General features: G+C 67.3%; 27 protein-coding genes and 1 tRNA gene. 16 read left to right on the forward strand and 12 right to left on the reverse strand.

Annotated elements, in window-relative coordinates:
• Nucleotides 1–11: 11 nt before the first annotated feature.
• From ileS to ispH, 4 genes are read left to right on the forward strand one after another with little or no spacing between them, the layout of a single operon-like run.
• Nucleotides 12–2,849, forward strand: a complete 2,838-nt coding sequence (gene ileS, locus TVNIR_RS00795) for an isoleucine--tRNA ligase (RefSeq protein ID WP_015257038.1) — start codon at nucleotides 12–14, stop codon at nucleotides 2,847–2,849.
• Complete coding sequence (lspA, locus tag TVNIR_RS00800; protein ID WP_015257039.1) at nucleotides 2,849–3,352, forward strand: signal peptidase II; 504 nt, start codon at nucleotides 2,849–2,851, stop codon at nucleotides 3,350–3,352. Before ileS ends, lspA begins: the two co-directional genes overlap by 1 nt.
• The gene (locus TVNIR_RS00805; protein WP_015257040.1) at nucleotides 3,349–3,816 is read left to right on the forward strand and encodes an FKBP-type peptidyl-prolyl cis-trans isomerase; all 468 of its coding nucleotides are present in this window, start codon (nucleotides 3,349–3,351) and stop codon (nucleotides 3,814–3,816) included. The genes lspA and TVNIR_RS00805 overlap by 4 nt, the downstream gene beginning before the upstream one ends.
• Nucleotides 3,791–4,783: a 4-hydroxy-3-methylbut-2-enyl diphosphate reductase gene (gene ispH, locus TVNIR_RS00810; protein WP_043738980.1), complete on the forward strand. Its 993-nt coding sequence runs from the start codon at nucleotides 3,791–3,793 to the stop codon at nucleotides 4,781–4,783. Before TVNIR_RS00805 ends, ispH begins: the two co-directional genes overlap by 26 nt.
• Before the next feature lie 487 nt (nucleotides 4,784–5,270).
• Here the strand turns inward: ispH and TVNIR_RS00815 are convergent, their stop codons facing one another.
• The 7 genes from TVNIR_RS00815 to TVNIR_RS20325 all read right to left on the reverse strand — a co-directional run bounded on the left by TVNIR_RS00815 (nucleotide 5,271) and on the right by TVNIR_RS20325 (nucleotide 11,422).
• The gene (locus TVNIR_RS00815; RefSeq protein ID WP_015257043.1) at nucleotides 5,271–6,692 is read right to left on the reverse strand and encodes an HD domain-containing phosphohydrolase; all 1,422 of its coding nucleotides are present in this window, start codon (nucleotides 6,690–6,692) and stop codon (nucleotides 5,271–5,273) included.
• A complete protein-coding gene (locus tag TVNIR_RS00820) occupies nucleotides 6,689–8,938 on the reverse strand; it encodes an ATP-binding protein (RefSeq protein ID WP_043738982.1) in 2,250 nt (749 codons plus the stop codon). The genes TVNIR_RS00815 and TVNIR_RS00820 overlap by 4 nt, the downstream gene beginning before the upstream one ends.
• A 382-nt stretch (nucleotides 8,939–9,320) precedes the next feature.
• Complete coding sequence (locus tag TVNIR_RS00825) at nucleotides 9,321–9,575, reverse strand: CAP domain-containing protein (RefSeq protein ID WP_015257045.1); 255 nt, start codon at nucleotides 9,573–9,575, stop codon at nucleotides 9,321–9,323.
• Nucleotides 9,576–9,702: 127 nt separating this feature from the next.
• Nucleotides 9,703–10,473 (reverse strand): IS4 family transposase, encoded by a 771-nt coding sequence (locus tag TVNIR_RS20310; RefSeq protein ID WP_237251694.1) that lies wholly within the window; start codon nucleotides 10,471–10,473, stop codon nucleotides 9,703–9,705.
• Nucleotides 10,474–10,506: 33 nt separating this feature from the next.
• The gene (locus TVNIR_RS20315) at nucleotides 10,507–10,860 is read right to left on the reverse strand and encodes a hypothetical protein (protein WP_237251695.1); all 354 of its coding nucleotides are present in this window, start codon (nucleotides 10,858–10,860) and stop codon (nucleotides 10,507–10,509) included.
• Complete coding sequence (locus tag TVNIR_RS20320; protein WP_043738983.1) at nucleotides 10,812–11,042, reverse strand: transposase DNA-binding-containing protein; 231 nt, start codon at nucleotides 11,040–11,042, stop codon at nucleotides 10,812–10,814. Before TVNIR_RS20320 ends, TVNIR_RS20315 begins: the two co-directional genes overlap by 49 nt.
• A complete protein-coding gene (locus TVNIR_RS20325; RefSeq protein WP_237251696.1) occupies nucleotides 11,039–11,422 on the reverse strand; it encodes a hypothetical protein in 384 nt (127 codons plus the stop codon). Before TVNIR_RS20325 ends, TVNIR_RS20320 begins: the two co-directional genes overlap by 4 nt.
• Before the next feature lie 327 nt (nucleotides 11,423–11,749).
• Between TVNIR_RS20325 and TVNIR_RS20935 the strand changes: the two genes are divergently transcribed.
• Together TVNIR_RS20935 and TVNIR_RS20940 are read left to right on the forward strand one after the other, a co-directional pair.
• A complete protein-coding gene (locus tag TVNIR_RS20935; RefSeq protein ID WP_211263135.1) occupies nucleotides 11,750–12,073 on the forward strand; it encodes a DUF1028 domain-containing protein in 324 nt (107 codons plus the stop codon).
• A gap of 56 nt (nucleotides 12,074–12,129) precedes the next feature.
• Entirely contained in the window at nucleotides 12,130–12,642 is a 513-nt protein-coding gene (locus TVNIR_RS20940) for a DUF1028 domain-containing protein (protein ID WP_052316587.1), read from the forward strand.
• A 300-nt stretch (nucleotides 12,643–12,942) separates the two neighbouring features.
• Here the strand turns inward: TVNIR_RS20940 and TVNIR_RS00860 are convergent.
• Nucleotides 12,943–13,019 (reverse strand) — tRNA-Arg (locus TVNIR_RS00860).
• A 208-nt stretch (nucleotides 13,020–13,227) separates the two neighbouring features.
• Between TVNIR_RS00860 and TVNIR_RS00865 the strand changes: the two genes are divergently transcribed.
• Entirely contained in the window at nucleotides 13,228–14,031 is an 804-nt protein-coding gene (locus TVNIR_RS00865) for a c-type cytochrome (protein ID WP_015257050.1), read from the forward strand.
• A 19-nt stretch (nucleotides 14,032–14,050) separates the two neighbouring features.
• Here the strand turns inward: TVNIR_RS00865 and TVNIR_RS00870 are convergent, their stop codons facing one another.
• The 3 genes from TVNIR_RS00870 to TVNIR_RS00880 form a co-directional block, all read right to left on the reverse strand.
• Complete coding sequence (locus TVNIR_RS00870) at nucleotides 14,051–15,559, reverse strand: YifB family Mg chelatase-like AAA ATPase (protein ID WP_043738991.1); 1,509 nt, start codon at nucleotides 15,557–15,559, stop codon at nucleotides 14,051–14,053.
• A 123-nt stretch (nucleotides 15,560–15,682) separates the two neighbouring features.
• A complete protein-coding gene (gene ubiK, locus TVNIR_RS00875; protein WP_015257052.1) occupies nucleotides 15,683–15,958 on the reverse strand; it encodes a ubiquinone biosynthesis accessory factor UbiK in 276 nt (91 codons plus the stop codon).
• Between the two features lie 56 nt (nucleotides 15,959–16,014).
• Nucleotides 16,015–16,737 (reverse strand): pteridine reductase, encoded by a 723-nt coding sequence (locus tag TVNIR_RS00880; RefSeq protein ID WP_157092315.1) that lies wholly within the window; start codon nucleotides 16,735–16,737, stop codon nucleotides 16,015–16,017.
• Nucleotides 16,738–16,805: 68 nt separating this feature from the next.
• Here TVNIR_RS00880 and TVNIR_RS00885 point away from each other — a divergent pair, with 68 nt between their 5' ends.
• The 3 genes from TVNIR_RS00885 to tsaD all read left to right on the forward strand — a co-directional run bounded on the left by TVNIR_RS00885 (nucleotide 16,806) and on the right by tsaD (nucleotide 19,567).
• Nucleotides 16,806–18,020, forward strand: a complete 1,215-nt coding sequence (locus TVNIR_RS00885; protein WP_015257054.1) for a class I SAM-dependent methyltransferase — start codon at nucleotides 16,806–16,808, stop codon at nucleotides 18,018–18,020.
• A gap of 342 nt (nucleotides 18,021–18,362) precedes the next feature.
• On the forward strand, nucleotides 18,363–18,548 hold the full coding sequence (locus tag TVNIR_RS00890; RefSeq protein WP_015257055.1) for a hypothetical protein: 186 nt from the start codon (nucleotides 18,363–18,365) through the stop codon (nucleotides 18,546–18,548).
• A 2-nt stretch (nucleotides 18,549–18,550) separates the two neighbouring features.
• Nucleotides 18,551–19,567, forward strand: coding sequence for a tRNA (adenosine(37)-N6)-threonylcarbamoyltransferase complex transferase subunit TsaD (gene tsaD, locus TVNIR_RS00895; protein WP_015257056.1), 1,017 nt, complete (start codon nucleotides 18,551–18,553; stop codon nucleotides 19,565–19,567).
• Nucleotides 19,568–19,735: 168 nt separating this feature from the next.
• Here the strand turns inward: tsaD and plsY are convergent, their stop codons facing one another.
• On the reverse strand, nucleotides 19,736–20,359 hold the full coding sequence (gene plsY, locus TVNIR_RS00900) for a glycerol-3-phosphate 1-O-acyltransferase PlsY (protein WP_015257057.1): 624 nt from the start codon (nucleotides 20,357–20,359) through the stop codon (nucleotides 19,736–19,738).
• Between the two features lie 189 nt (nucleotides 20,360–20,548).
• On the opposite strand from plsY, the gene TVNIR_RS00905 reads away from it, so the two are divergent.
• From TVNIR_RS00905 to ccoP, 6 genes are all read left to right on the forward strand, one after another.
• A complete protein-coding gene (locus TVNIR_RS00905; RefSeq protein ID WP_015257059.1) occupies nucleotides 20,549–21,301 on the forward strand; it encodes an alpha/beta fold hydrolase in 753 nt (250 codons plus the stop codon).
• Nucleotides 21,298–22,161, forward strand: a complete 864-nt coding sequence (gene bioC, locus TVNIR_RS00910; RefSeq protein WP_015257060.1) for a malonyl-ACP O-methyltransferase BioC — start codon at nucleotides 21,298–21,300, stop codon at nucleotides 22,159–22,161. Before TVNIR_RS00905 ends, bioC begins: the two co-directional genes overlap by 4 nt.
• A gap of 168 nt (nucleotides 22,162–22,329) precedes the next feature.
• Nucleotides 22,330–23,814, forward strand: coding sequence for a cytochrome-c oxidase, cbb3-type subunit I (gene ccoN, locus TVNIR_RS00915; protein ID WP_043738994.1), 1,485 nt, complete (start codon nucleotides 22,330–22,332; stop codon nucleotides 23,812–23,814).
• 17 nt (nucleotides 23,815–23,831) lie between these two features.
• Nucleotides 23,832–24,566 carry a cytochrome-c oxidase, cbb3-type subunit II gene (gene ccoO / locus TVNIR_RS00920; protein WP_015257062.1) on the forward strand — a complete coding sequence of 245 codons (735 nt, stop codon included), beginning with the start codon at nucleotides 23,832–23,834 and terminating at the stop codon, nucleotides 24,564–24,566.
• Nucleotides 24,567–24,595: 29 nt separating this feature from the next.
• Nucleotides 24,596–24,817: a cbb3-type cytochrome oxidase subunit 3 gene (locus TVNIR_RS00925; RefSeq protein WP_006746789.1), complete on the forward strand. Its 222-nt coding sequence runs from the start codon at nucleotides 24,596–24,598 to the stop codon at nucleotides 24,815–24,817.
• Nucleotides 24,814–25,743 (forward strand): cytochrome-c oxidase, cbb3-type subunit III, encoded by a 930-nt coding sequence (gene ccoP / locus TVNIR_RS00930; protein ID WP_015257063.1) that lies wholly within the window; start codon nucleotides 24,814–24,816, stop codon nucleotides 25,741–25,743. Before TVNIR_RS00925 ends, ccoP begins: the two co-directional genes overlap by 4 nt.
• Nucleotides 25,744–25,814: the final 71 nt, after the last annotated feature.

Here is a 25,814-nt window from a genome sequence, read left to right on the forward strand (position 1 = left end):
GGAATCGACCCATGGCACGCAAACCGCCCCCGCCGAACCCCTACAAGCACACGCTGAACCTGCCGGAGACCCCGTTCCCGATGCGCGCTGGACTGGCGCAGCGCGAACCGGGCTGGCTGCGCGAGTGGACCGAGGGACGGCGCTACCAGCGGTTGCGCGAGCACTGTTCCGGCCGCCCGCGCTTCGTGCTCGCGGATGGCCCGCCCTACGCGAACGGGTCCATCCACGTCGGGCACGCGGTGAACAAGATCTTGAAGGACTTCATCATTAAGAGTAAGACCCTGTCGGGCTACGACGCGCCGTTCGTGCCCGGATGGGACTGCCACGGGCTGCCGATCGAACTGCAAGTCGAGCAGAACCTGGGCAAGGCCGGCAAGGACGTGGATCCGGCCAGCTTCCGCGCCGCCTGCCGCGAGTACGCGTCGGAGCAGGTTGCCGGCCAGAGTGCCGATTTCCAGCGCTTGGGCGTGCTCGCCGACTGGGGCCATCCGTACCTAACCATGGACTACCGTGTCGAGGCCGACACGATCCGGGCCCTGGGCCGGATCATGGCGCGCGACCATGTGCAGATGGGCGAGAAGCCGGTGCACTGGTGCGTCGACTGCGGCTCGGCGCTGGCCGAGGCCGAGGTCGAGTACGAGGACAAAATCTCGCTGGCGATCGACGTGCGCTTCCCGGTGATCGACGAGATCGACCTGCTGCGGCGCGTTGAGCTCGATGGCGATTCCGACGAGCCGGTCAGCGTGGTGATCTGGACCACCACGGCCTGGACCCTGCCAGCGAACCAGGCCGTGGCGCTGAATCCGTCGCTGACCTACGTGCTGGTGCGTTTCGAGCGCGAGCGCCTGCTGCTCGCCGAGGAACTCCTGGACGCTTGCCGGGAGCGCTACCAGTTGGGCGAAGGGGTGGTCGTCGGCCGCGCGAGGGGGGCCAGTCTCGAAGGCCTGCTGCTGCAGCATCCGTTCCTGGAACGCCAGGTGCCGGTGATCCTCGGCGACCACGTGACCACGGAGGCGGGCACGGGCTGCGTGCACACCGCGCCCTGCCACGGTCAGGACGATTACGCGATCGGCCAGCGCTACGGCCTGCCGGTAGAGAATCCCGTCGGTCCGGACGGCCGTTTTCTGCCGGGAACGCCCTATTTCGCAGGAGAGAACGTGCATCAGGCGAACGCCCACGTCGTCGACGTGCTGCGCGAACGCGGCAGCCTGATCGTGGTGGAGAAGTTTCATCACAGCTACCCGCACTGCTGGCGGCACAAGACCCCGACCATCTTCCGCGCCACGCCTCAGTGGTTCATCAGCATGGAGCGTTCCAATCTGCGGCGCGACGCGCTACGCGCGATCCGGGCCACCCGCTGGGTACCCGAGTGGGGCGAAGCCCGTATCCGCGGCATGGTCGAGAACCGGCCGGACTGGTGCATTTCGCGCCAGCGCAACTGGGGCGTGCCGATGCCGCTGTTTGTGCACCGGGAGACCGGGCGCCCGCACCCGCAGTCCGCGGCACTCCTCGAAGCGGTGGCCCGGCGCGTGGAAGAGCGAGGGATCGAGGCGTGGTTCATGCTCGAGCCGGAGGAGATGTTGGGTTCCGATGCTGGCGAATACGTGAAACTGAAGGACACCCTGGACGTCTGGTTCGATTCCGGGGTCACCCATTTCACCGTCAGCGACCGGCGCGAGGAACTCGGGTTTCCGGCCGACCTGTACCTGGAAGGCTCGGATCAGCACCGCGGCTGGTTCCAGTCCAGTCTGCTGACCAGCGTCGCGATGCACGGCGAGGCACCCTACCGCGCGGTCTTGACCCACGGCTTCACCGTGGACGAGAAGGGCGAGAAGATGTCGAAGTCGCGCGGCAACGTGGTCGCGCCGCAGGAGGTGGTGTCCACGCTGGGGGCCGACATCCTGCGGCTGTGGGTCGCCGCCACTGACTTTTCCGGGGAGATGGCGATATCCCCCGGCATCCTGGAGCGCACTTCGGACGCCTACCGGCGTATCCGCAACACCGCGCGTTTTCTGCTCGCGAATCTCAACGGTTTCGAGCCCGTGCGCGACGCGCTGCCGGCCGAGGCCCTGCTGCCGCTCGATCGCTGGATCGTCGACCGGGCGCTGCGGGTACAGAACCAGGTGGTACAGGCCTACGACGACTACCAGTTCCACCAGATCTACCAGCGGGTGCACCACTTCTGCTCGGTCGAATTGGGTAGCTTCTACCTGGACGTGATCAAGGATCGCCAGTACACCACCCCGTCGGAGAGCCTGCCGCGGCGCTCCGCCCAGACCGCGCTGTACCACGTGGCCGAGGCGCTGACCCGCTGGATCGCGCCGATCCTGACCTTCACCGCCGAGGAGATCTGGGCGCTGCTGCCGGGAGACCGCGCCGAGAGCGTGCTGTTCGCGCAGTGGTACGACGGCCTGCGGTCGCTCGCGGCCGATGCCGTGTTCTCGGCGCGGGACTGGGACCGGATCCTCGAGGTGCGTACCGCGGTCGCGCGTTCGATCGAGGTGGCGCGCAACGAACAGGGGCTGGGAGGCTCGCTGAACGCCGAGATCGACGTGTACGCGGCGGACGATCTGGCCGCGCTCCTGGAGCGCCTCGGCGACGAACTGCGCTTCGTGCTGATCACCTCCGACGCGCGCGTGCTGCGCGAAACGGCGCCCGAGGGCGTCGAGCGGGTGACACTGGCGAGTGGGGACACGATCGCGATCCGCGTGCGCAGGAGCGAACACCCGAAATGCGTACGCTGCTGGCATCGCCGGCCGGATGTGGGCAGCCACGCAGAGCATCCCGAACTGTGCGGGCGCTGCGTCGAGAACGTGGCCGGGGCGGGCGAACAGCGGCGGTACGCCTGATGTCCCCCGCGACTGCATTGTGGCCAGGCCTGGCCGTCGCCGCCACGGTCTTCGTGCTCGACCAGATCACCAAGTTCTGGGCGGAACGGGTGCTGACGCTGTACGCGCCGATCGAGGTCACCGGCTTCTTCAACCTGACGCTGGTCTACAACCCCGGCGCGGCATTCAGTTTCCTGAGCGCGGCCGGTGGCTGGCAGCGCTGGCTACTCTCCGGGATCGCGCTGGGTGTTGGCGTGCTGATCGTGGTCTGGCTGCGGCGCCTGCCGCGCCAGGCGTGGCTGATGATGGCGTCGCTGGGGCTGATCCTGGGCGGGGCGCTGGGCAACCTGGTCGACCGGCTGCGTCTGGGCATGGTGGTGGATTTCCTGGACTTCCACTATGCCGGGCTGCACTGGCCTGCCTTCAACGTGGCCGACGCTGCGATCACCGTCGGTGCCATCTCCCTGATCATCGCCACGTGCACCGAGCAGTGCGGGCCGAACCGTGGGGAAAACGCGTCATGACTACCATCGGCGAAGGCAGCCGCGTGATGCTGCACTACCGTCTGGTGCTCGAGCAGGGTTTCGTCGCAGACAGTTCGGGCGACGAACCGCTGGAGTTCGTGCTGGGCGACGGGACGCTGGAGCCGGGACTGGAACGCCACCTGATCGGGCTGGAAGCGGGGACCCGAAAGGACATTGCGATCGCACCCGGAACCGTGTTCCCCTTCGCGGTGAAGGCCGCGGTGCAGGTGCTCGACCGCTCCGCGTTTCCGTCCGACATGCCGCTCGAGCCCGGCATGATCTACGAGTTCAACACCCCGGCCGGCGATGCGGTGCCGGGGCGCATACAGGCGGTGGAGGGCGATGGTGTGACTGTGGATTTCAATCACCCGCTGGCGGGGCAGCCCTTCACCTTCGAGGTGGAAATCGTCTCGGTCGAACCGGCGGCCGACTTCGACAATGCCGGAATGGAAGGCGAGGGCTGAGACGGTGGACGTGCTGCTCGCCAATCCTCGTGGTTTCTGCGCCGGAGTGGAACGTGCGATCGAGATCGTCGAGCGCGCGCTGGAACTGTTCGGTGCGCCGCTGTACGTGCGCCACGAGGTGGTGCACAACCGGCACGTGGTCGATCGGCTGCGCGCGGATGGCGTGGTATTCGTCGACGAACTCGACGAGGTGCCGGATGGCCAGGTCGTGATCTTTTCGGCCCACGGAGTTCCGAAGCGCGTGCAGGAAGAGGCGGCGCACCGCGGACTGCGGGTCTTCGACGCGACCTGCCCGCTGGTGACCAAGGTACACCTGGAAGTGGCGCGCTACGCCCGGGAAGGGCGCGAGGTGGTGCTGATCGGGCACGCAGGCCATCCGGAGGTCGAGGGCACGCTGGGGCAGTTCGACCCCGCCTACGGTGGGCGGATGTACCTGGTCGAATCGCCGGAGGACGTCGCCGGCCTCGAGGTCGCCGATCCCGACCGGCTGGCCTACGTCAGCCAGACGACCCTGTCGATGGACGACACCGCAACGGTCATCGACGCGCTGCGCGCGCGCTTCCCGCGGGTCGAGGGTCCGCGCAAGATGGACATCTGCTATGCCACCCAGAACCGCCAGGACGCGGTCAAGGAGCTCGTGCGCCAGTGCGATCTGCTGCTGGTGGTGGGCTCCAGCAACAGTTCCAATTCCAATCGCCTGCGCGAGATCGGCGCCCGTGCCGGCGTAGAAGCCCATCTGGTCGATGGCCCGGCCGACGTGCAGCCAGCGTGGCTTCAGGGCAAGCAGCACATCGGTGTGACCGCAGGTGCGTCGGCACCCGAAATCCTGGTCCGGGAACTGATCGACTTCCTGCGCGCCCAGGGCGCACAACGGGTCAGCGAAGCCCGCGGCCTGGAGGAACACGTGACCTTCTCTCTCCCGGCCGCCCTGCGCCGGACTGGACCGGGCAACGATAGTCCCTCGTGACTGGCACGAATCCTCGGCGAATCGGCCGAGCTGTGCCCCGGGCAATCCCACTCGCTGCAGGGTCACCGGAACCGCCGCCGGGGTAGCGGTCGCCCCTCCTGCAACGGTGCGCGCCTGTCCTCCAGGGGCTTCGTGGGCGCTCGCGTGATGCCGTGTCGTGGGCTGTGTGTCCAGTGAGCCGGATGGCCCGCAGCCGCACCGTCTGGTTCGAGACGCAGCGTCTTGAAGATGCATGGACCTTCCTGATTATCACGAAAGCTCCGCCGGTGGTGAGATTCGTGTCGTTTGCGGGGACGCGGATGTAGGAGGCCAGTCCCTGGCCGATGGGTTTTCCGGCGCCCGATCGGCGAGAGGGCTCGCCTCCTACCGGGGGCAAGGCTGATGCGGAGAGTGCGTTGTGCACCACAGGGCGGCCTGCGGAGCTTGCGTGATAATCAGGTGGACCTTTTCGCGGCTGGGTGAAGCTTTCGCAATGCGGAACAGGCTGCTAGAGGGGCAGCCGGTCCTCCGCCGCCAGCCGCAGGCAGGCGTCCACCACCTGCGGGGCATAGAGGCGCCCGCGGTTTTCCTGCAATTCTGCGAGTGCCACCTCGAGCCCCAGTCCAGGACGATACGGACGGTGCGAGTGAATGGCCTCGACCACATCGGCCACCGCCAGAATCTGCGATTCCAGCAGGATGGCGTCGCCGCGGAGGCCGTCGGGATAGCCGGAGCCGTCCCGGCGTTCATGGTGCTGGCGCACGATGGTGGCGACCGGCCACGGAAAGTCGATGCCCTTGAGGATTTCGTACCCCAACTCCGCGTGCCCCTTGATGAGTTCGAACTCTGGTTCGGACAGGCGGCCCGGCTTGGCCAGGATCTCCACCGGAACCGATATCTTGCCGATGTCATGGATGGAACTGGCGACGTGCAGCCCCTTGCGCCGTTCCGGGTCCAGTCCCAGCTCCGCGGCTATGGCGTCGGCGATCCGAGTGGTCCGCTGCTGATGCCCGGCGGTGTAGGGGTCGCGCACCTCGATGGTGGCGGCCATGGCCTCGATGGTGCGTTCCAGCGAATGTTCCAGAGCGGTGCGCGATTGTTGCGTACGCAGGCCGTAGACGAGATCGCCGGCCAGTTCCGCCAGCAGGGCGATGTCCTCGGTGGCGGCGAATGCCGTCTGGGTGTGGCTGCTGACTTGCAGGCTGCCCAGCATGCCGCGGTCACTCTGCAGGGGCAGGACCAGGACAAGCAGACGCGGGTCCTGGAAACGGACCAGGCAGGGGCCGGCCGGGTTGAGCGTTCCGGTCTCGACCGCCGCCGCGGGGCTGCCCGACTGACAATGCCGCCCGTCCTCCATCCAGACTCCAGCGGCAGGGTAATCGCCGCTGGTCACGATCGCATCGGTCATGCCCTGTAGCAGACCTACCTCGCTTTCGGCATGCACCAGCGCCCGGTTGCCCGCAGACACAGTATGCAGGGCACGCGTGCGTTCGGCGACTAGCGCCTCGAGTTCCCGGTGCGATTCATGCAGCGCCAGATGACTCTTGACCCGAACCAGGACCTCTTCGGCCACGAACGGCTTGGTGATGTAGTCTACGGCACCGGCGGCAAATCCCTGCAACTTGTCCTCCGGCTCGCGCAGCGCGCTGAGAAAGATGACGGGAATGTCCGCGGTGGCTGGATCCTCTTTCAGGCGCCGGCACACCTCGAACCCGTCCAGATCCGGCATCCGGATGTCCAGCAGAATCAGTGCCGGACGCCGTTCGACGACCGACTCCAACGCCAGGCGTCCGCCCGGCGCCACGCGCACCCCGAGGCCGGCCTGCTGCAGGACATTGACGATCAGGCGCAGATTGTCGGGGTTGTCGTCCACTACCAGGATGCCGTTCTCGGCATCGGGGTGTCGCACGGGATCCTGAACGGGTGTCATGCGCTGCGCCCCTTCCCGATCGCGGTCAGGATGTCGTCGTAGCGAAAGGCCGATGCTGCGGCGCGGACCGCCTCGGCCAGTTCGGGGCTCTCACCGCGCATGTGTTCCACCCAGTCCGCCAGTGCCTGTACATCGCCCGTGCGTACTGCATGTTCCAATGCTTCCAGCTGTCCTGGAGCCAGTGCCTGCAGCCGCCGGGCATATCTGTTCAGGCCGGCGGTGTGGGCCACTCCGCGCTCGCTGGTGGCAGCGTAACGGTATTTGACGCCCAGGTGGCGTCCCATCGCGGCGAAGATGTCGTGATCGCGGAAGGGTTTGCTGATGAGGTCGACGCAGCCCGCATCGCGCACTTCCTGTGCCTGCACCGACGATGCCGACGCGGTCAGTGCGATGATCACCGTGTCCTGACCGCCAGGCGCCTCGCGGATCGCCCGGCTCGCGGCGAAACCATCGATCCGCGGCATGCGCATGTCCATCCAGACGAGATGCGGCTGCCATTCGCGAAACACCTTCAGTGCCTCCTCGCCATCGGCCGCGACGCGCACGTCGAAACCCGCGCCTTCCAGTAACCGGCGCAGGAGGATCCGGTTCGATTCGGAATCATCGGCGACCAGGATGCGCCACGCAGGCTGGCCGGGTGCCAGGCCCAGTACCCGGCGCGCGGGGGCGTCGTCGGGTTCGGGTTCTCCGTCGACGGTTTCCAGGGGGAGGTGAACCGTGAAGCGGGATCCGCCGCCCGGCGTGCTGGCGAGGGTGACCGAGCCCCCCATCAGTTCCGCGAACTGGCGGGTAATCGGCAGACCGAGGCCCGTGCCCTCGGTCGTGCCCGCGTCGCCCCCCTGGACGAAGGGCTCGAAGACCCGTCGCTGAAGCTCGGGGTCGATCCCCGGGCCGGTATCTTCAACCACCAAACGCAGCCATTCCCCACCCCCGGGATTCTCCTCCCGGCTGGCGCGAAGGGTCACGGCACCGACATCGGTGTATTTGATCGCGTTGCCCACGAGATTGATCAGGATCTGACACAGTTTGCGCGAGTCGCTGCGGATGAAGCGAGGCAGCTGCGGATCCGCGTCCAGCGTCAGTGCCAGATCCTTTTCCCGTGCCCGGGCGCGCAGCATCTCCAGCACGTCGTGCAGGTTCCGTGAGAGGTCCAGCGCCCCCGATTCAACGGTCTGGCGCCCGGATTCGATCTTGGCCATGTTCAGCACGTCGTTGATCAGCGACAGCAAATGATCGCCGTTGCGTTCCACCAGGCCGAGGTGTTCACGCTGCTCCGTGGTCAGATTGGGGCCCTGGGCGGCCAGGCGCGAGAACCCGAGGATGGCATTCATTGGCGTGCGCAACTCGTGGCTCATGTTGGCCAGGAACACGCTCTTGGCCCGATTGGCGCCCTCGGCCTGCTGTCGTGCCTCGTCCAGTTCGACGGTGCGCTCGCGTACGCGCTTCTCCAGGCCGGCGTTCAACTCGCGTATATGTTCGGCTGCCGCCTGTTGCAGGCGGATGTCCTGGCTCAGACGCCGGGCCCCGAGACCCAGCCCGGCGAGGCCCAGCAGCCAGACTCCGGCGAACGCGGAGACGGTGACGCCGGCAATCTGGCGCTCGCGTTCCAGGTAGTCGGTAAGGGGCACGGCGACCGATACGCCGCCACGGATGTCACCCACTTCGTAGCCCTGATGGGCATGGCATTCCAGGCAGCCGTGGTCCACCTGCATCGGCGCCATGTAGCGCAGATGCGGTTCGTCCCCGATGGCAGCTACTTCAAGCCGCTCCTGCGCATTTTCCTCGAAGCTGCGAAGCGCATCCTCTTCCCAGGCATCCGGGGCGTTCTCCGGCCGCAGCGGATCGAGACTCGTGATGTTTCCACGCACCCCGAACAGGTCGCCGAACTCTTCGTGCAGGTGGCGCAGCATGTAGGCCGGATTCATCAGGGTCAGTTCCTGGCCGGACGGAGTCGTGATATCGCGTTCCGGCAGATGCGCCAGGTACGGGTTGGGCTGGATCAAACCGTTAACCGGCACGTAGACGCCGCCGTGCAGTGTTCCCCAGTAGCGGAAGGCCTGGTCCTTGTTGAAATTTGCGCGGGCTTCCTGGAAAGCGAGATCCAGCGTGTTGGAGCGGAAGTGGTCCAGCATCCACCCGCTCAGCCCGGCGAAGGACAGCGTCCACACCAGTGCCGCCAGCGCCACGTACACGCGGAGGCGACGCAATTGCGCGCGGAAAGCGGAATCGGCGGTCCGATTGGGCATGCTGGAAGGGCACGTGGAATGGCCTTCTTCAAAGTGTAACAGCTGCCCGGAACCTTGCTGCGCGTTCGTGCGAAGATGACTGCGATCGCGCCTACCGAATGACGACGGCGGTGCGGAAGGCATCGCAGCTGTTGGCGCCAACAGTCATGGCCCTGTGCCACTTCTGACGACGAGAATCTCCCTTTCCCGCTTGCGGGGGAGGGGGCCTTTGCTCGCCTCATCGCCGCTTATTCACGGTAACACGGTCAACGCCATGCGCCCGGCCGGCGACGTTGTGTCGGCTCAAGGCTCCGCAAGGCTGCACAGACCCGACACGCCCCTTCAGGATGTTGGCCCGGTGGCCCGGGGCGTCCATCCAGCCTTGCACGAGGGACTGGCCCGATCACCGGTTCCCCCTGGCGATGTTTACGGCGGATACCTTGGCCACATGCCCGACGGCTTTGATCGCATCGCGGGGGCCTTCACCGGCGTCGGGGTTGCGATGTGCGAAGTAGCGGTGCGTTTTCATGTCCTGCGCGCGCGCCAGTGTCGCGGCGTTCAGCGCCGGGTTGACCGTCAATGGCGGGATGCCCTGCGCGTTGCGGAATTGGTTGGTGTAGCGCACCACCTCGTGCGGGGTGACGGCCTTCGGGAACAAGGCCGTGAGATCCAGCCCCCAGCGCTCCGGGCGTTCCAGGTCCGGCGGATCGAACCAGAGCAGCAGAGCGCCGGCTAGTACTGCCCTTTACCCACAAATGGCGCAGACCAATCAATGCCAGGCAGTGTCATTCGATTTCATCTCTTAAGGTGTAGGCGAAGGACATGGTGGTGAGTTTGGCGTAGCCGTGCCACATCAGCTGGTGGCCAGGCGGCGGATCGTGATTGCGGTTGGTGTACCCACCGAGGATGGCGACTTCGCGGACAGCTGCCCGGAGGCTGCTGGGGCGAGGCCGGCGCCGGGACTGGGCGTAGTCGCCGAGCACCCGCAATTCGACGTCCGAGAACAGCAGTTCCGGTGGCAGCTCCGGGGCCTCCCGTCCCAGCAGGGTCATCAGCATCACCCGCCAGGCGATGACCAGCCGGATCGCGATGGCGCGCTCCAGACGCTCGACGCTGTGATGGCCGAGCTCGTCGATCTTGCAACCCGATTTCAGCACCCGGTTCCAGTCCTCGATGCGCCAGCGCAGGCGATACCAGCGCAGAATCTCGGCGGCCTGTTCGGCCGAGGCGACGCTCAGGGTGGTGAGCACGAACCACTCGAGCGGCTTTTCCCCTTTCGGCGGATCCCGTTCCAGCGCATGCACCACGGTCAGTTCCAGGGTGACCGGCGGATCGACATCGGCGGGTCGGCCACGGACCGTGACCGGGGCGTAGCGCAGGTCCAGTTCCGCGGCCCGTGCCGCTCGGCCCAGGCGGGCGGGGCGCTTGCTGGTCTTGGTGCGCAGACTCTGGCCGTCGACCTGGAGTTGCACCGATCCGCGGCTCGCCGTCGCCCGGGCGACCTCGAACAGGCGCCGCCCGTCGGCGAGCCGGCGGTTGTGCTGGGCGCGGACCACCAGCTCCACCTCGGGGTGACGCTGCTGCTCGACCTAGAGCTCGAACGCATCGGCCTCCCGGTCGGCCACGCTGACCACCCGGGTGTTGGGGAGGGTCGCCGCCAACGCCGCCGTATCGCGCAGACCGGCGATCCAGCGGAAGCTCTTCTTCTCTTCCTGCGGGGGTACTTCCTCGCCCCGCGGCTGCGGCGCCTCGAACTGCGCCTGCAGCACTCCCAGCGGCAGTCCGTCGGCGTTGACCGCCAGCGTCGAGTGCAGATGCAGCCCCAGACTCTCGGCACCGGTTTGGTTGCGGCCAATGACACCGATGCCGCGCGTCTGCGGGCGGGTGGTGAAGTTCAGATCGGTGCCATCCTGCAGGCACAGCACCGTCGCCTGCGCCTGCATCCGGCGCTGCGCGCGCGATGCGGCGCCAGGATGTGCCCCGGCGTCACCTCGGAATCGGCCGGCTGGTCGATCAGCCGGTAGTAGCCCTTCACCGCCGCCCAGTCGTCGCGGGCCACTGCGGTGAAGGCGCGCAGCGGATCCTCCCCCTGGCGCTGGGCACTGGCCACCAGCCGTTTCGTCAATCGCTGGTCCCCCAAGGGCGCACCCCCGAACTCGTGCTCGGCCCACAGCTGCGCATCCAGACCCTCGGCGGGTTCCAGCGGCCTGTCCCCCCGTGCCGGTGCCGGACCGCTACCCCCAGGCGCCGGCCCTGGCCCCCGCGCCCCGGGCTGTTGCGCGCAGGCGGCAGCGTCATCTGCCCTGCGCGTTCCGAAGCGCGCAGCGCCTTCAAGCAGCCCGCCCGCTGCACGCGCCCACGGGCATCGAGAAAATCCAACGTGGCACAGACCCGATCCGCAAGCCCCGTGCGGTGCAACTCCGGCGCCTCACGCATCAGCGCCTGCACCCGCGCCAGGTTCGCCGGCGCGCTCAACGTGCGCTTGATCTGGTTCTGCTCCCACATGCCCGGCACGGTACCGGCCGGCACGCGTTTGTTCAGCACTAGATGTGGGTATAGGGCAGCCCGAGGCGGCATCCGAGAAACGCCACTCGTTCGGGTTACGAAGCCCACGACCCATCGAATTACGCCGACGACGGGCCGAGGCAGGCAGCCGTGCACGTTGGCCTTCAGTCCAGTCCGGCTGGCATCACGCCTTGGCCAGAACCTCGACGATCTTCGTAAGAAAGCCGACCGGCAGCCATCACAGCACCTCGGCGCAGCCCGCCGAAACGCACTGACTTTGCCGCCGCGCAGACGAGATTCAGAAGCGTGTTGGGTTATGCTCTCCGCATGACCTATTCAATTGTCGCGCGGGATCAGCGTACTCGTGAAATGGGCGTGGCCACGCAAAGCCAGGCGTTCGCGGTGGGAAGCAGCGTGCCGTGGGCCATGCCCGGGGCAGGCGTCATCGCCACACAATCGATTGGCGAGCCTATGTATGGAGAGCTGGGGCTCGATCTGATGCGCAGCGGCCTCACCGCGCCGGAAGCCTTGGATGCGTTGCGATCGATCGACCCTTCTCCAGAACGCCGTCAGGTGGCGATGATCGACTGCAGCGGCGCGCTGGCGGCGTATACCGGCGATTCCTGCGTCGCGTCGCAGGACACCACGTGAGTGCCCATAGCGTGGCGCTTGGAAACATGCTTGCGGATAGCGCCAGTTGAACGCGCATGGTCGAGGTGTTCGAGAACTCCACTGGCAGCTTGGCGCTACGTTTGGTCGAGGCACTGAAAGCCGCTCAATCACTGGGTGGTGATGTACGCGGTCAGCGTTCGGCCGCGCTACTGGTGGTGCGGGTTGAGCGCAGTGGTCGGCCCTGGCGCGACAACGTGGTGGACCTCAGGGTCGACGATCATCCGGAAACTGTGTTCGAACTGGAGCGCATGACGCGGTATAGCGTGCGCTATCACGCCGCGTATGGGGCGTTTGAGCTTGCACTCGATGGCCAGGCCGCCGCCGGGCTCGATCTGCTTGACGGGTCGATTTCCACCCCACACGACGAACCAGAGCTCGCTCTCTTGCACGCAACTGTGCTGGCCAAAGCGGGTCGCGTCGACGAAGCACGACGGTTGCTGCGCCAACTGGCCAGGGACGCGCCTGCTTTCGTCGATACCGCCCACCGTTTCGCTGCCGCAAATGTCGTGGAGTCTGGTTTGTGCAAAGAGATTCTCCCCGAGACCTGAATCACGGGGCCATGCATCAACCCTCTTGTTGTTGCTTGATGAACTGAACCACCCCGCGTTTTCCGGAGGCGGGTTGCGGTGGGTCAACCTGCACTGGGGTTGGATCGGGGGCCAAAAAGCGGGTGGGCACCGGGCGGGCACATCTCGGGGGCAGGCCCGAAACGGGGGCACACGCGGGGCGTGACGGGCAGCGATTGTGAGCGCTGGCCAAAACGGGACTCAACAATGAGCGTTGCTCGCGACGGTCAGCGCTCGAGGAAGAACGGGGTTGTTTCTTAAGCGCATAATTCTAGGGGAGAGTGGCGCGCCCGAAGGGATTCGAACCCCTGGCCTCTGCCTCCGGAGGGCAGCGCTCTATCCAGCTGAGCTACGGGCGCATTGATCGCCGCATAGTACGGGCAGCCGGGCAGCGCGTCCAGTGTCCCCGCGGGCCGCGCGGTCGCCCAAGACGACGCTGGGGTCCGGGGCCCGGTCGATTATGGCTAGCACGGGGGGGTTTGGCCTATACTCGGCGACCGTCTCGGGCGGCCCGCTGGGGTGGGTACGACCTGGGGCCGCAGCCGGCCAGGACCCTGGAGGAGTGAAGTGGCTGATCAACAGTTCAAGATGGATGCGGGCAACAAGTTCCTGATGGTCGTGTCGGTGCTCGCGCTGGCGGGTGCGGCGGCCTTTCTGGCGTATCACCTTGTGAATTTTCTGGGACAGGTCGGCCTGGGAGAAAGGGATCCGGCGCCGGCGGTCACCGAGACGGTCGACGAACGCATCGCGCCGGTGGGTCGGGTCGAGGTGGCCGCCGTCGACGAGGACGAAGCGCCCGCGGAGGCACGCCCGGCAAGCGAGGTCTATCAGTCGGTGTGCGCCGCCTGTCATGACACCGGCGCGGCCGGCGCACCGTTGAAGACCGACCGCGACGAATGGCAAGCCCGCCTTGACGAGAAAGGGCGCGACACATTGGTCACGCATGCGATCGACGGTTTCCTGGCCATGCCTGCACGGGGTGGCGACCCGAACCTGAGCGACGAGGAAGTGACGGCTTCGGTCGACTACATGCTGTCGGAGGCCGGGCTGGAAGTCGATGCGGACGCCGCCGTCGAGGTCGCGGCGGTCGACGAAGAGGCGGATGTTCCCGAAGCCGCTCCCTCCGATGGCGACGCCGAGCGCGGCGAGGAGCGGTATGCGGCCTGCGTGAGCTGCCACGGGGCCGAGGGCGAGGGCATGGGCATCTTCCCGAAGATCGCCGGGCAGGGCGCGGATTACATCGCTGAGCGGCTCGGGCAGTACCGCGCCGGTGAGACGGTGGGGCCGAACACGGCGCTGATGGCGCCGCATGCGTCGGGTCTTTCCGACGAAGCGATCGCCGATCTGGCCGCGTACATCGCTTCGCTCTGACCGCCTCGGCACGCCCGCGTCAATCGATCCTCCAGCGGTCCAGCGCGCGGAAGCCCAGCGCCTCGGCGAGGTGGTCCGCGCGGATCGTCTCACTGCCGGCCAGGTCGGCGATGCTGCGCGCGACGCGGAGGATCCGATGGTAGGCGCGGGCGGATAGCCGGAACTTGTCGACCGCCCGCTCTAGCAGCACGCGTTCTCCGCGTTCCAGCGGGGCATGCACATCCAGTTCCCTTCCGCTCAACTGGGTGTTGAGTCTGCCATCCTGGCGCCTGCGCTGGCGCTCATGGGCGGCGCAGACCCGCTCGGCGACGCTGGCCGAAGCCTCGTCCTCTCCGGGAACCGGTTTAAGCGCCGTGGTCGGCAGGCGTGGCACCTCGACCGCGAGGTCGATGCGGTCGATCAGCGGGGCCGACAGGCGCCTTCGGTGTCGTGCGCGCTGCTCGGGGGAACACTGGCAGCGCTCGGCCAGGTCGCAGTCGAAGCCCTGCGGACACGGGTTCATCGCGGCAACCAGCTGGAACCGGGCCGGGTATTCCGCGTGGCGTGCGGCTCGGGAGATGTGGATCACACCCGTCTCCAGCGGTTCGCGCAGCACGTCGAGAACCCTCCGGTCGAATTCGGTCAGTTCGTCCAGGAACAGCACGCCGTTGTGTGCCAGCGAGATCTCGCCCGGCCGCGGGTTCGGGCCGCCGCCCACCAGTGCAACGCCCGACGCGGTGTGGTGTGGCGAGCGAAACGGACGGCAGCGCCAGTTGTGGCGCAGGTGCTCGGAACCGCGCAGGCTGTGAATCGCGGCGGTCTCCAGCGCCTCCGCTTCGGTCAGCGGCGGCAGGATTCCCGGTATGCGCGAGGCGAGCATCGACTTGCCGCTTCCGGGAGGGCCGATCATCAACAGGTGATGCCCGCCGGCTGCTGCGATCTCGAGTGCCCGCCGCGCCTGGTGCTGCCCGCGCACATCGGCCAGATCGGGTGCGGCGACTGGCTGCAGGCCGGGAGGCTCTGCGGCGGGCAGTTGCGCCTTGCCGTTTAGTGCGGCGCATACCTCGAGCAGGTGATCGGCGGTCACCACGTCGGCACCGCCGGCCAGTGCCGCTTCCGGGCCATCGTCGCGGCCCAGTACCAGCTGATGCTCGCTGTCCCGAGCCGCGAGGCTTGCTGGTAGCGTGCCGCCAACCGCGCGCAATCGGCCGTCGAGGCCGAGTTCCCCGAGAAACTCACGGCGGTCCAGCGCCGACTGGGGAACCTGGGCGCTGGCCGCGAGAATCCCCAGTGCAATTCCAAGGTCGAAGCGCCCGCCGTCCTTCGGGAGGTCGGCAGGCGCGAGGTTCACCGTGATGCGCCGGCGCGGAAACTCGAAGCCGCTGGTCTGGATCGCCGCGCGAACGCGGTCGCGACTCTCGCGCACCGCAGCTTCGGGCAGCCCGACGATCTGAAACCCCGGCAACCCGTTCGCCAGGTGGGTTTCGATACGCACCAGTGGGGCTCGGATTCCGTCGACGGCACGGGCATTAACCATTGCGATGGGCATCCGTGCCCCTCCTTGTTGCGGGTTGGCTTCAGGCGGGTTGCGCGGGTCCCGCGTCGCCCTCGATTCCTGTCCCTGGGCGCACAGGCGCCCCAAAGGTGCCACGTTGTAGGCCGAGGGAGGCGCTCAGGTAATGTCCGACCCGCCCCGGTCGTCGATCGAGGGCTGGGCTTCCAGCGCGGCGATCCTATCTTCCAGTTCGCGCAGGTGCGCCCGTGTCCGCTCGAGCAGCGCGACCTGCACGTCGAAGTCCTCGCGCGTCACCAGGTCCATGCGCTCGAAACCCTGGTGCAGCGTGGATCGGACCTGGCGTTCGACGTCTCTCTGGAACGCGCGGACCGATTCGGGCAGGCTGGCGCCGATGCGCCGCGCCATCTCGTCAAGGTTCTTCGGGTCGATCATCGGTTCCTCTCCCGTGTTCTGGAGGCTGTCAGCATAACGCAGCCGGATGCCGCACCCTACTGCGAGGCCGACCGGCCGCCGTCGACCGGAATCACCTGTCCGGTGATGTAGGGCGCCTCGCGCAGCAGAAACAGCACTGTTCGGGCGATGTCGCTGGGATCCCCTTCGCGTTTCAACGCGGTACGCAGGACCATCGCCTCGTGGGTGCCCACGGCCGCCATGTCTTCCGGCAGCAGGATGGCCCCGGGAGCGACCCCGTTCACCCGCACCTCGGGTCCGAGTTCGCGGGCATAGGCCTGAGTCAGGGCCCACAGACCGGCCTTTGCCGCGGAATACAGCGGGTAGTCCTTCAGCGGTCTCAGGGCGTGGATGTCGACGATGTTCACCACAGCGCCGCGCGATTCCTTCAGGGCCGGCGCGCAGGCCTGGGTCAGGAACAACGGAGCCTTCAGGTTCGATCCCATCAGGTCGTCCCAGTGCTCGCGGGTGATCTGACCCACCGGCGTGGCGTAAAAGGTCGAGGCGTTGTTCACTAGGTAGTTGAGGTGCCCGTATTCTGTCACCGCGCGTTCTGCCAAGTCGGCGGTTGCCCGTTCGTCGAGCAGGTCGGCCTGCAGCAGTCGTGCACTGTCGGGCCTGGCCTCGTTCATCTCGGCAGCGAGGGTGGCGGCCTCCTCGCGCGAACCGCGATAATGGAGCAATATGTTGATTCCGGCGCGGTGCAAGGTGCGGGCGATCGCCGCTCCGATCCGGCGGGCCGCTCCGGTGATCAATACCACTTCGTGGTCCCGGCCGCTTGCGGCCGTGCCAGGGCTCTCCGCCATCAGGGTCTCTTCATCCTCGCGTCATGGTCGCTCGCCCAGAATCTAGCACACCCGACGGCTCGCGGCCGCGGCACGAGCCGGCTGCCGAAGCGCTCGCGCTTTCGGCGCGCCTGCACGACCGGATTCGCGCTGCGATCAAGGCCGGTGGCGGCTTCCTGCCGTTCTCCCGCTACATGGAGATGGCCCTGTACGAACCCGGGCTTGGTTACTATGTGAACGGGCTGCGCAAGCTCGGCGCCGACGGCGATTTCGTGACCGCTCCCGAGCTGTCGCCGCTGTTCGGTGCCGCCCTGGCGCAGTGGCTGGGGCCGGTTCTGGACGGAACCCGCTGCGAGATCCTGGAGTTTGGCGCGGGCAGCGGCCGGCTGGCGGCGGACGTGATCCAGAGGCTCGACGATCTCGGCGTGCGACTGGAGCGCTATCGAATTCTGGAGGTCAGCCCGGATCTGCGCGCGCGGCAGCAGTCGCTGCTCGCCGCGCGCCTCGGCTCCGAGCGCATGGTTCGGGTCGAATGGCTGGACCGGTTGCCGGCCGAGCCGCTGCAGGGCGTGGTGCTGGCCAACGAGGTGCTGGACGCGATGCCGGTGGAACTCTTCGCCTGGCGCGAAGGGCGGGTGCTGCAGCGTGGAGTGGTGACGCAGGATGCGGACAACGGTCTCGGCTTCGCAGAACGCCCGGCGCCGCCCTGGCTGGATCGGGCGGTGCGGGATCTCCAGAGACAGGCGGGTCCCTGGCCGGATGGGTACGTGTCGGAACTGCGCCCGGCCGTCCCGCCGTGGCTGCGCTCCGTAGTCGACGCGCTGGCGGAGGGAATCGTCTGGATTGCCGATTACGGTTATCCGCGCCGCGAGTTCTACGCACCCGAGCGTGGTGCCGGCACCCTGGTGGGCTACTACCGGCAGCAGCTGGTGTTCGACCCCTTCGCCTGGCCGGGTCTGATGGATTTGACCGCGAGCGTCGACTTCACTGCCGTCGCCGAAGCCGCGCACTCGGCGGGGCTGGAAGTGCTGGCCTACGCGGCGCAGGGAGAGTTCCTGCTCGGTGCCGGCTTGCCCGCGTTGTTCGAGCAGGCGGTGGCCGGGAATGACGATCCGCGGCATATCATGCAGCTCGCGCAGCAGGTGCGGATGCTGACGCTCCCGGGCGAGATGGGCGAGCGCTTCCAGGTGATGGTGCTCGGGAGTAACTGCGACCTTCCTCCCGGCGGCAGCTTTCCCGACCGGCGCGAACGTCTGTAGCCAGTGCAGCGCGGGCCGCTCCCGAACGCGCCCGCGCGGCGCATTGCCCCCGAGGGGGCTTCGCTGATCGCACCGAAAGGCATCACCAACAGGTGCAGCGATTCTCCGGCTACCGCAGGATGTCGTTCCGGCAGGCGCAAACCCGTAACGTCAGATCCCGCGCCCCGGACAGTGCCGGGGGCGCTGCAGCCCCCCGGGTGTCCGCCCCCCCCCCCCCCAACCGGACGCCCATGGCGTGTAGAATGCGCGGTCGCCACGGCAGGGCCGGATGCGCTTCCGTGCGGACGCCCACGCTCTCTGAAGCCGGGGCGCCTTCATGCCCGATATCCTCGGACGCCAACGATGCGGCACGAGGAGCTGATGGGCTGGCTGCGGGCGCTCGTGCAGGGGTTTAGCGATATCCTGTGGATCTCCAGCATCACCCGTCGGATCGTGGATGTGGTTCCCGGGGCGGATCTTCCTCGGAGTGGGCCGATGACACTTCGCCCGCAGGACCTTGTCCAACCCGACACCGCCAACGAACTGTGACCATGCGCGTACTTGGAATCGAGACCTCCTGTGACGAGACGGGCGTCGCGATCGTCGACGCCGAAGCGGGTCTGCTGGCGCACCGGCTGTACAGCCAGGTGGATCTGCACGCGCTGTATGGCGGGGTGGTCCCCGAGCTAGCGTCGCGCGATCACATCCGGCGCATCCTGCCGCTGCTGCGCGAGGTGCTGGACGAGGCAGGCGTGGAGGGCCCGGAACTGTCTGCGGTCGCCTTCACTGCGGGCCCGGGCCTGCTAGGGGCCTTGCTGACCGGCGCCTCGGTTGCGCGTGCATTGGCCTATGGCTGGGGTGTGCCCGCGCTGGCGGTGCATCACCTGGAGGGCCACCTGCTCGCACCGTTGCTGGACGACGCCCGGCTATCGTTCCCGTTCCTCGTGCTGCTGGTTTCCGGCGGGCATACCCAGCTGATCCTGGCGCGGGAGCTCGGTGAATACGAGTTGCTGGGTGAAAGCATCGACGACGCGGCGGGTGAGGCCTTCGACAAGACGGCCAAGCTGCTGGGCCTGGGCTACCCCGGCGGCCCGGCGCTGTCGCGGCTAGCCGAGACCGGCGCAGCGGGCAGCCTGCGGCTGCCGCGGCCGATGCTTGACCGGCCGGGTCTGGACATGAGTTTCTCGGGGTTGAAGACGGCGGTGCTGACTGCGGTGCAGAAAGGCGAGTACGCTCCGGCGGCAGTCGCGCGGGCCTTCGAGGAGGCGGTCACGGACACGCTCGTCGAGAAGACACGCAGAGCACTGGAGGCCAGCCGGGCACCCGCGCTGGTGGTGGCAGGAGGCGTGGCCGCGAACCGGCGGCTGCGCGCGGGCCTCGAGGCCATGGCGGGGGCACAGGGGGTTCCGGTGTTCTTTCCGCGGCCCGCGTTCTGTACCGACAATGGTGCGATGATCGCGCTTGCAGGGCTGCGCCGCCTGCAGGCCGGTGGCGCAGACAGTGGGCTGGCCATCCGCGCCCGCGCCCGCTGGCCGCTGGCCGAGTTGACTCTGGAGCACTCGGTGTGAGCGTTGCACTCGCCTTGGCCACGTCCCTTTCCCGCAAGCGCCAACGGCGAGAAAAGCCCTCCGCCGGGAACGGGGGAGGTGAAGGGGACGCGCGCGGCCCCATCGTAATGCCCACGGGCGCGCCGATGCGCGCTATCCGGCTTGCGGGAGCGCGCGGGGGGCGGAGATTCAGTCGCCGCGGTTGGCTGCCGGCTTCTTTTCGCCGATCCGCGGTTCGGTGCCCTGCAGCAGGCGCTGGATGTTGGTCGAGTGACGCAGATACAGGAACAGCACCATCACGCCGACGGCTGCAATCAGCCAGGGCTCCGGGTGCCACAGGGCCAGGTATATCGGTGCCGCCAGTGCGGCCACCAGCGCGGCGAGCGAGGAGTAGCGCACAATGACGGCGACCAGCAGCCATGTGGCCAGCACCAGCAGCCCGGTCAGCGGATGGATCGCGAGGATCACGCCCAATGCGGTGGCTACACCCTTGCCGCCCCGGAAGCCGAAGAACACCGGATAGAGGTGACCTAGGAATGCCGCCAGTGCGATGAGCCCGACCATCCAGGCCGGGAAGTGTACGCTCTGCAGTGCGATGAACACCGGCAACCAGCCCTTCGCGGCGTCGCCGGCGAGGGTCAGCGCAGCACCGGTCTTGCTGCCGGCGCGCAGCACGTTGGTGGCGCCGGGGTTTCCGGAGCCGGTGGCGCGCGGATCCGGCAGGCCCAGCAGGCGGCTGACGACGATCGCGGAGGAGATCGAGCCGAGCAGGTAAGCCAGCAACATGCCGATGATCAATACTGCGATGTCCATCCTTACGATCCGTGCCGCTGTCGACGTTTGCCATCATACGCAAGCCAGCCGTCGGGGTTCATCCGGGCGGGTGCGCGGACCCCGGTACACCGGGGCTGCGCTGTTCGCGCCGGCTACGGCGACGCAGCGCGTGGGCTCGATGGTCCGCGCCGGTTCCCGCCTGCCGGCCCCGGCGGGGCTCGGTGGTGCATGAAGCCGCGCGCGCTGCAGGCGCCGACCGTGGTGCTGATCCACGGCTGGGGGTTCAGCGGCGCCGTCTGGGATTCCCTGCGGGTGCTGATCGAGGATCTGGATCCGCTGGTGCTGGAGCTGCCCGGGCACGGTGACGCCCCGGGAGGCGCCGAACTGGCGGATCCGCGGCAGGTCGCCCAGACCCTGCTGCGCCGGCTCCCGTCGCGCGTGCGCGAACCGGTCTGGGTGGGATGGTCGCTCGGTGCGGTCGTGGCTCTGGCGGCCGCCGCCCGGTGGACGGGCCCGCAGCGCCTGGTGCTGGTCGCCGGTACGCCGCGTTTCACCCGCGCGCCGGGCTGGTCCTGCGGCCTGCCTCCCTCGGACCCGGCCGGTTTCGTCGATGAACTCGGGCGTGACCGGGGGGCGCTGGAGCGGCGCTTCGCTTCGCTGTGCGCGCAGGGCGGGCGGTTCCCCGCGCAAATGCGCCGCCTGCTGGCCGGGCAGCTGAGGGTCCGGCAGGCAGGCCTCGGCGGGCTGCGGGCGGGACTCGATGCGCTGGCGCGGGGCGACCTGCGTGCCGCCTGGGCCGGTCTGGATGCCCCCGTGGCCGCCTGGCTGGGTCAACACGACCGCCTGGTCCCGGCGGAACTCGCAAACCGCTTGTCCGAGATGCGCCCGGACGCTCGGATCCGGCTGGTGCCGGGTGGGCATGCTGCCTGGCTGGAGCGGCCCGCGGATCTGGCGCATTTTCTGCGTGAGGTGGTCGCTTGAGCGACGGTTTCGAAATCGACAAGACTCAGGTGCGCGCGGCTTTCGACCGTGCCGCACACGACTATGATCGCCATGCACGGCTTCAGCACGAGGTGCAGCAGCGGCTGCTGGAGCGCCTGCACTGGATCCGACTCGATCCCGCACGGGTGATCGACCTCGGGTGCGGGCCGGGTGGCGCACTGAAGGCGTTGGCCCAGCGCTACCGCAAGGCCCGGGTAGCCGGGCTGGATTTTGCGCCGGGAATGGCGCTTCGTGCCCGTGTCCAGGGGCGCTGGTTCCGCCGGCCCTGGGTGATCTGCGCCGATATGGAACGGCTGCCGCTTGCGGATGCGAGCTTCGACCTTGCGATCTCGGCCGCGGCGTTGCAGTGGGTGGCCGACCTCGACCGCGTGTTCGCGGAGGTCCGGCGGGTGGTGGCGCCGGGCGGCCTCTGGCTGTTCGCGACCTTCGGGCCGGACACGCTGCGCGAGCTGCGTGCGGCGTTCGCCTCGGTGGATGCGGGAGCGGCCACCCACGTGAACGCGTTCATCGACATGCACGATATCGGCGACGCGCTGGTGCGCGCGGGCTTTGCCGATCCGGTGATGGACCAGGAACGCCTGACCGTGACCTACCCCGACTTCAACGCGCTGTTGCGCGACCTGCGCGGCGTCGGTGTCCGCAATGCGCTGTCCGGGCGTTCGCGCGGACTGCTGGGGCCGCGCCGGCTGCGCGCGGTGGCCGACGCGTATGCATCGCACTACGGCGAGCAGGGGCGGCTGCCTGCATCCTGGGAAGTGGTCTATGGTCACGCTTGGGTTCCGGCCGCGCCACCGCCCTCGCGGGCTCCGGGGCATTTCATCCCGATCCGGGCCCGGTGAAGACGCGGGGGAATAGATCGGATCCGCGCTCCGTCGCCTCATTCGGGGCGCCGGAGAGGGGATGGAGCCTGTATGGGCGTTGCTTTTTTCTGGTGAGTTCTTGGGGTACAGTTCACGTCCCGGCGCGCCGGGCATACCGTATTCCCCGCAGGCAAGGTGGAAATCAATATGTCTGAAACTGCAGCAACCGCCGGGTCCGTGCCGGCTTCGACGGCTGTTCCGTCGGAACAGTACAACTACGAAATCGTCAAGAAATTCTCGATCGCGGCGGTCATCTGGGGAGTGCTCGGGATGGCCGCCGGCGTCTGGATCGCCTCGCAGCTGGCCTGGCCGTTCCTGAACTTCGATATCGCCCAGATCACCTTCGGCCGCTTCCGCCCGGTCCATACCACGCTGGTGATCTTCGGCTTCGGGGGCAACGCGCTGTTCGCGACCTCGTACTACATCGTGCAGCGCACCTGCCAGACACGGCTGTACGGCGACAAGCTAGCGCTGTTCACCTTCTACGGCTGGAACCTCGCGCTGGTCCTCGGCGTGATCACTTACATGGCAGGTATCACCCAGGGTCGCGAGTACGCCGAGTTCAACTGGCAGATCGACATCCTGATCGCGGTCGTCTGGGTCACCTACTTCTGGATCTACCTGATGACCCTGCTGCGCCGCAGCCAGCCGCACATCTACGTCGCGAACTGGTTCTTCATGGCATTCATCCTGGCCACCGCGCTGCTGCACATCTTCAACAACCTGCAGGTTCCGGTCAGCCTGACCAGCCCGCATTCCTACTCGCTGTTCTCCGGCGTCCAGGATGCAATGACCCAGTGGTGGTACGGACACAACGCGGTCGGCTTCTTCCTCACCGCTGCGTTCCTCGGGATGATGTACTACTTCGTGCCGAAACAGGCCGGGCGCCCGATCTACTCGTACAAGCTCTCCATCATCCACTTCTGGGCGCTAGTGTTCCTGTACATGTGGGTGGGCGCGCACCACCTGCACTGGACCGCGCTGCCCGACTGGGTGTCGACGCTCGCCGCGACGTTCTCGATCCTGCTGCTGCTGCCTTCCTGGGGCGGGATGATCAACGGGATCATGACGCTGTCCGGTGCCTGGGACAAGCTGCGCACCGACCCGATCATGCTGTTCCTGATCACCGCGCTGTCGTTCTACGGCATGTCGACCTTCGAAGGGCCGATGATGTCGCTGAAGAGCGTGAACGCGCTGTCACACTACACCGACTGGACCGTCGGCCACGTACACTCGGGCGCGCTCGGCTGGGTAGCGATGATCACCTTCGGCTCGCTGTACCACCTGATCCCGCGGCTGTGGAACACGCAGCTGTTCAGCCTGCGGCTGGTGTACATCCACTTCTTCCTCGCCACGATCGGGATCGTGTTGTACATCGTGTCGATGTGGGTGGCGGGTATCGGTCAGGGGCTGATGCTACGGGCGTTCGACCAGTACGGCAACCTGGCCTACACCTTCACCGAGTCGGTGGTGTTCCTCCACAAGCCGTACGTGGTCCGGGCGATCGGCGGCGGGTTGTTCCTGCTCGGCATGGTGATCATGGCCTTCAACATCACCGTGACCATCCTTTCCGCCAAGCGTGAGAGCCGCGCGACGGAGGCCTCGCGTGCCACCGCCGCCAGCGCGTCCTGATCCGGAGTTGCCAGACCATGAAGCATGAAAGTGTCGAGACCAATGCCGGCCTGCTGATCATTCTGACGCTCGCGGTGATCAGCATCGGCGGCCTGGTCGAAATCGTGCCGCTCTTTTACATCAACGACACGATCGAGGAGGTCGAGGGCGTGCGCCCCTACACGCCACTGGAGCAGCGGGGGCGCGACATCTACGTGCGCGAAGGCTGCTACACCTGCCACTCGCAGATGGTACGCCCGTTCCGCGACGAAATGCTCCGCTACGGGCATTACTCGCTGGCGGCGGAGTCGCAGTACGACCACCCGTTCCAGTGGGGATCCAAGCGCACCGGGCCGGACTTGGCCCGGGTCGGCGGAAAGTACTCCAATGAGTGGCAGGTGCAGCACCTGATCGACCCGCAGTCGTTGGTGCCGGAGTCGATCATGCCGGGCTACCCCTGGCTTGCGACCACGCCGCTGGACTACTCCGACATCGAAGGGCGGATGATCGCGCTGAAGCGGGTTGGCGTGCCCTATTCGATCAACAGGGACGAGTTCGAGGCCAACGTCGAGCATTTCGGTGGGGAGACCGCGCTCATGCTCGACATCAACCGCGCCGAGGACAACCTGATCGCACAGGCGCAGGCCGGAAACTACGACGGCGATCCGTCGTTCATCTCGGAGATGGACGCCATCGTCGCCTACCTGCAGGTTCTGGGTACGATGGTGGACTTCAACGAGTACTCGGAGGGTTACTTTGCCGAGTTCCGATAGGCTGTCCCGAGGACAGGGCGGAGGCTCCCATGGCTGAGTTCTGGAGCTGGATCACCGATCTGGGCAACAGCAAGATCGTCGCGCTGATCCTGTTCATGAGCACGTTCGTCGCGATCGTGATCTACCTGTTCTCGAGCCGCCGGCGTTCCACCCGCTTCGAGTCTTACCGCTACATTCCGCTGGATGACGAGGACTCCCACCTGGATCCGAACGTCTCTCCCGGCGACCGCAACAAGGGCGAAAGGTCATGAGCACGAACGAGAATCCGAGCAAGAAGCCGGGCGAGGTCGAGACCACCGGCCACGTCTGGGACGCGAACCTGCAGGAGTACAACAATCCGCTCCCCCGCTGGTGGCTGTGGGGCTTCTATGCCACCGTGGTCTTCGCCGTGGTGTACTGGATCCTGTACCCCGCCTGGCCGGTGGGCGACACGTTCACCAAGGGCCTGAATACCGTCACCTTCATGGAAGACGGCGAAGAGCGCACCATGCACTGGAACACCCGGGCACTGCTGACTCACGACATGCAGAGCGGCAAGCACGCAGTGCGCCAGCGCGAAATGCTCGAGCGCGTCGGTGAAATGGATTACGACACCATCCTGGCCGATGTCGACGCGATGAGCTTCGTGAATGCCTATGCCAAGGGTTCGTTCGGCACCTGGTGTGCCGCCTGCCACCAGACCGGCGGAGCGGGGGTCATCGGATTGTATCCGAATCTTCGCAACGACCAGTGGAAGTGGGGTGGCACCGTGGCCGAGATCGAGGAGACGCTGGTGAACGGCCGGCTCGGCTACATGCCCGGTTACCGCGAGACGCTGAACAGCGAACAGTTGGAGCAGGTCGCCTCTTACGTGCTGTCCCTGAACAACTACGACATGGACGGGGATCCAGTCGCCGCAGGCGCGGAGATCTTCACCGGACATCTCGGCGGTTGTTTTCAGTGCCATGGCATGGACGCGCAGGGGCTGACCTCGCAGGGTGCCCCCAACCTCAGCAACAACCTCTGGGCGCTGGTCGACGTGCCGGGCGCGGCCGACGACGAGGAGCGAGTGGCCCGGGTTGCCGAGTTCGTGCGTGACGGAATCCAGCGCGAGATGCCGGCCTTTGCCGACCGCCTGTCCCCAACCGAGATCCGGGTGCTGACCGCCTACGTGCACTCGCTGGGCGGGGGGCAGTAAAGCCGCACGCGATTTCGCTCGCGGCGGGCCTGAAGGGCGGCTGCGGGACGCGCGCACCCGCTCCGTGCGTT

It is taken from the genome of Thioalkalivibrio nitratireducens DSM 14787, assembly GCF_000321415.2.
Classification (GTDB): Bacteria; Pseudomonadota; Gammaproteobacteria; order Ectothiorhodospirales; family Ectothiorhodospiraceae; genus Thioalkalivibrio; species Thioalkalivibrio nitratireducens.

Excerpts from the sequence above, each read along its gene's own strand:
- ileS (WP_015257038.1), top strand. The coding sequence starts at position 12 with ATGGCACGCAAACCGCCCCCGCCGAACCCCTACAAGCACACGCTGAAC.
- lspA (WP_015257039.1), top strand. The coding sequence starts at position 2,849 with ATGTCCCCCGCGACTGCATTGTGGCCAGGCCTGGCCGTCGCCGCCACG.
- TVNIR_RS00805 (WP_015257040.1), top strand. The coding sequence starts at position 3,349 with ATGACTACCATCGGCGAAGGCAGCCGCGTGATGCTGCACTACCGTCTG.
- ispH (WP_043738980.1), top strand. The coding sequence starts at position 3,791 with ATGCCGGAATGGAAGGCGAGGGCTGAGACGGTGGACGTGCTGCTCGCC.
- TVNIR_RS00815 (WP_015257043.1), bottom strand. The coding sequence starts at position 6,692 with ATGACACCCGTTCAGGATCCCGTGCGACACCCCGATGCCGAGAACGGC.
- TVNIR_RS00820 (WP_043738982.1), bottom strand. The coding sequence starts at position 8,938 with ATGCCCAATCGGACCGCCGATTCCGCTTTCCGCGCGCAATTGCGTCGC.
- TVNIR_RS20315 (WP_237251695.1), bottom strand. The coding sequence starts at position 10,860 with ATGCAGGCGCAGGCGACGGTGCTGTGCCTGCAGGATGGCACCGATCTG.
- TVNIR_RS20325 (WP_237251696.1), bottom strand. The coding sequence starts at position 11,422 with ATGTGGGAGCAGAACCAGATCAAGCGCACGTTGAGCGCGCCGGCGAAC.
- TVNIR_RS20935 (WP_211263135.1), top strand. The coding sequence starts at position 11,750 with ATGACCTATTCAATTGTCGCGCGGGATCAGCGTACTCGTGAAATGGGC.
- TVNIR_RS20940 (WP_052316587.1), top strand. The coding sequence starts at position 12,130 with ATGGTCGAGGTGTTCGAGAACTCCACTGGCAGCTTGGCGCTACGTTTG.
- TVNIR_RS00870 (WP_043738991.1), bottom strand. The coding sequence starts at position 15,559 with ATGCCCATCGCAATGGTTAATGCCCGTGCCGTCGACGGAATCCGAGCC.
- ubiK (WP_015257052.1), bottom strand. The coding sequence starts at position 15,958 with ATGATCGACCCGAAGAACCTTGACGAGATGGCGCGGCGCATCGGCGCC.
- TVNIR_RS00885 (WP_015257054.1), top strand. The coding sequence starts at position 16,806 with ATGGTCGCTCGCCCAGAATCTAGCACACCCGACGGCTCGCGGCCGCGG.
- TVNIR_RS00890 (WP_015257055.1), top strand. The coding sequence starts at position 18,363 with ATGCGGCACGAGGAGCTGATGGGCTGGCTGCGGGCGCTCGTGCAGGGG.
- tsaD (WP_015257056.1), top strand. The coding sequence starts at position 18,551 with ATGCGCGTACTTGGAATCGAGACCTCCTGTGACGAGACGGGCGTCGCG.
- plsY (WP_015257057.1), bottom strand. The coding sequence starts at position 20,359 with ATGGACATCGCAGTATTGATCATCGGCATGTTGCTGGCTTACCTGCTC.
- TVNIR_RS00905 (WP_015257059.1), top strand. The coding sequence starts at position 20,549 with ATGAAGCCGCGCGCGCTGCAGGCGCCGACCGTGGTGCTGATCCACGGC.
- ccoN (WP_043738994.1), top strand. The coding sequence starts at position 22,330 with ATGTCTGAAACTGCAGCAACCGCCGGGTCCGTGCCGGCTTCGACGGCT.
- ccoO (WP_015257062.1), top strand. The coding sequence starts at position 23,832 with ATGAAGCATGAAAGTGTCGAGACCAATGCCGGCCTGCTGATCATTCTG.
- TVNIR_RS00925 (WP_006746789.1), top strand. The coding sequence starts at position 24,596 with ATGGCTGAGTTCTGGAGCTGGATCACCGATCTGGGCAACAGCAAGATC.
- ccoP (WP_015257063.1), top strand. The coding sequence starts at position 24,814 with ATGAGCACGAACGAGAATCCGAGCAAGAAGCCGGGCGAGGTCGAGACC.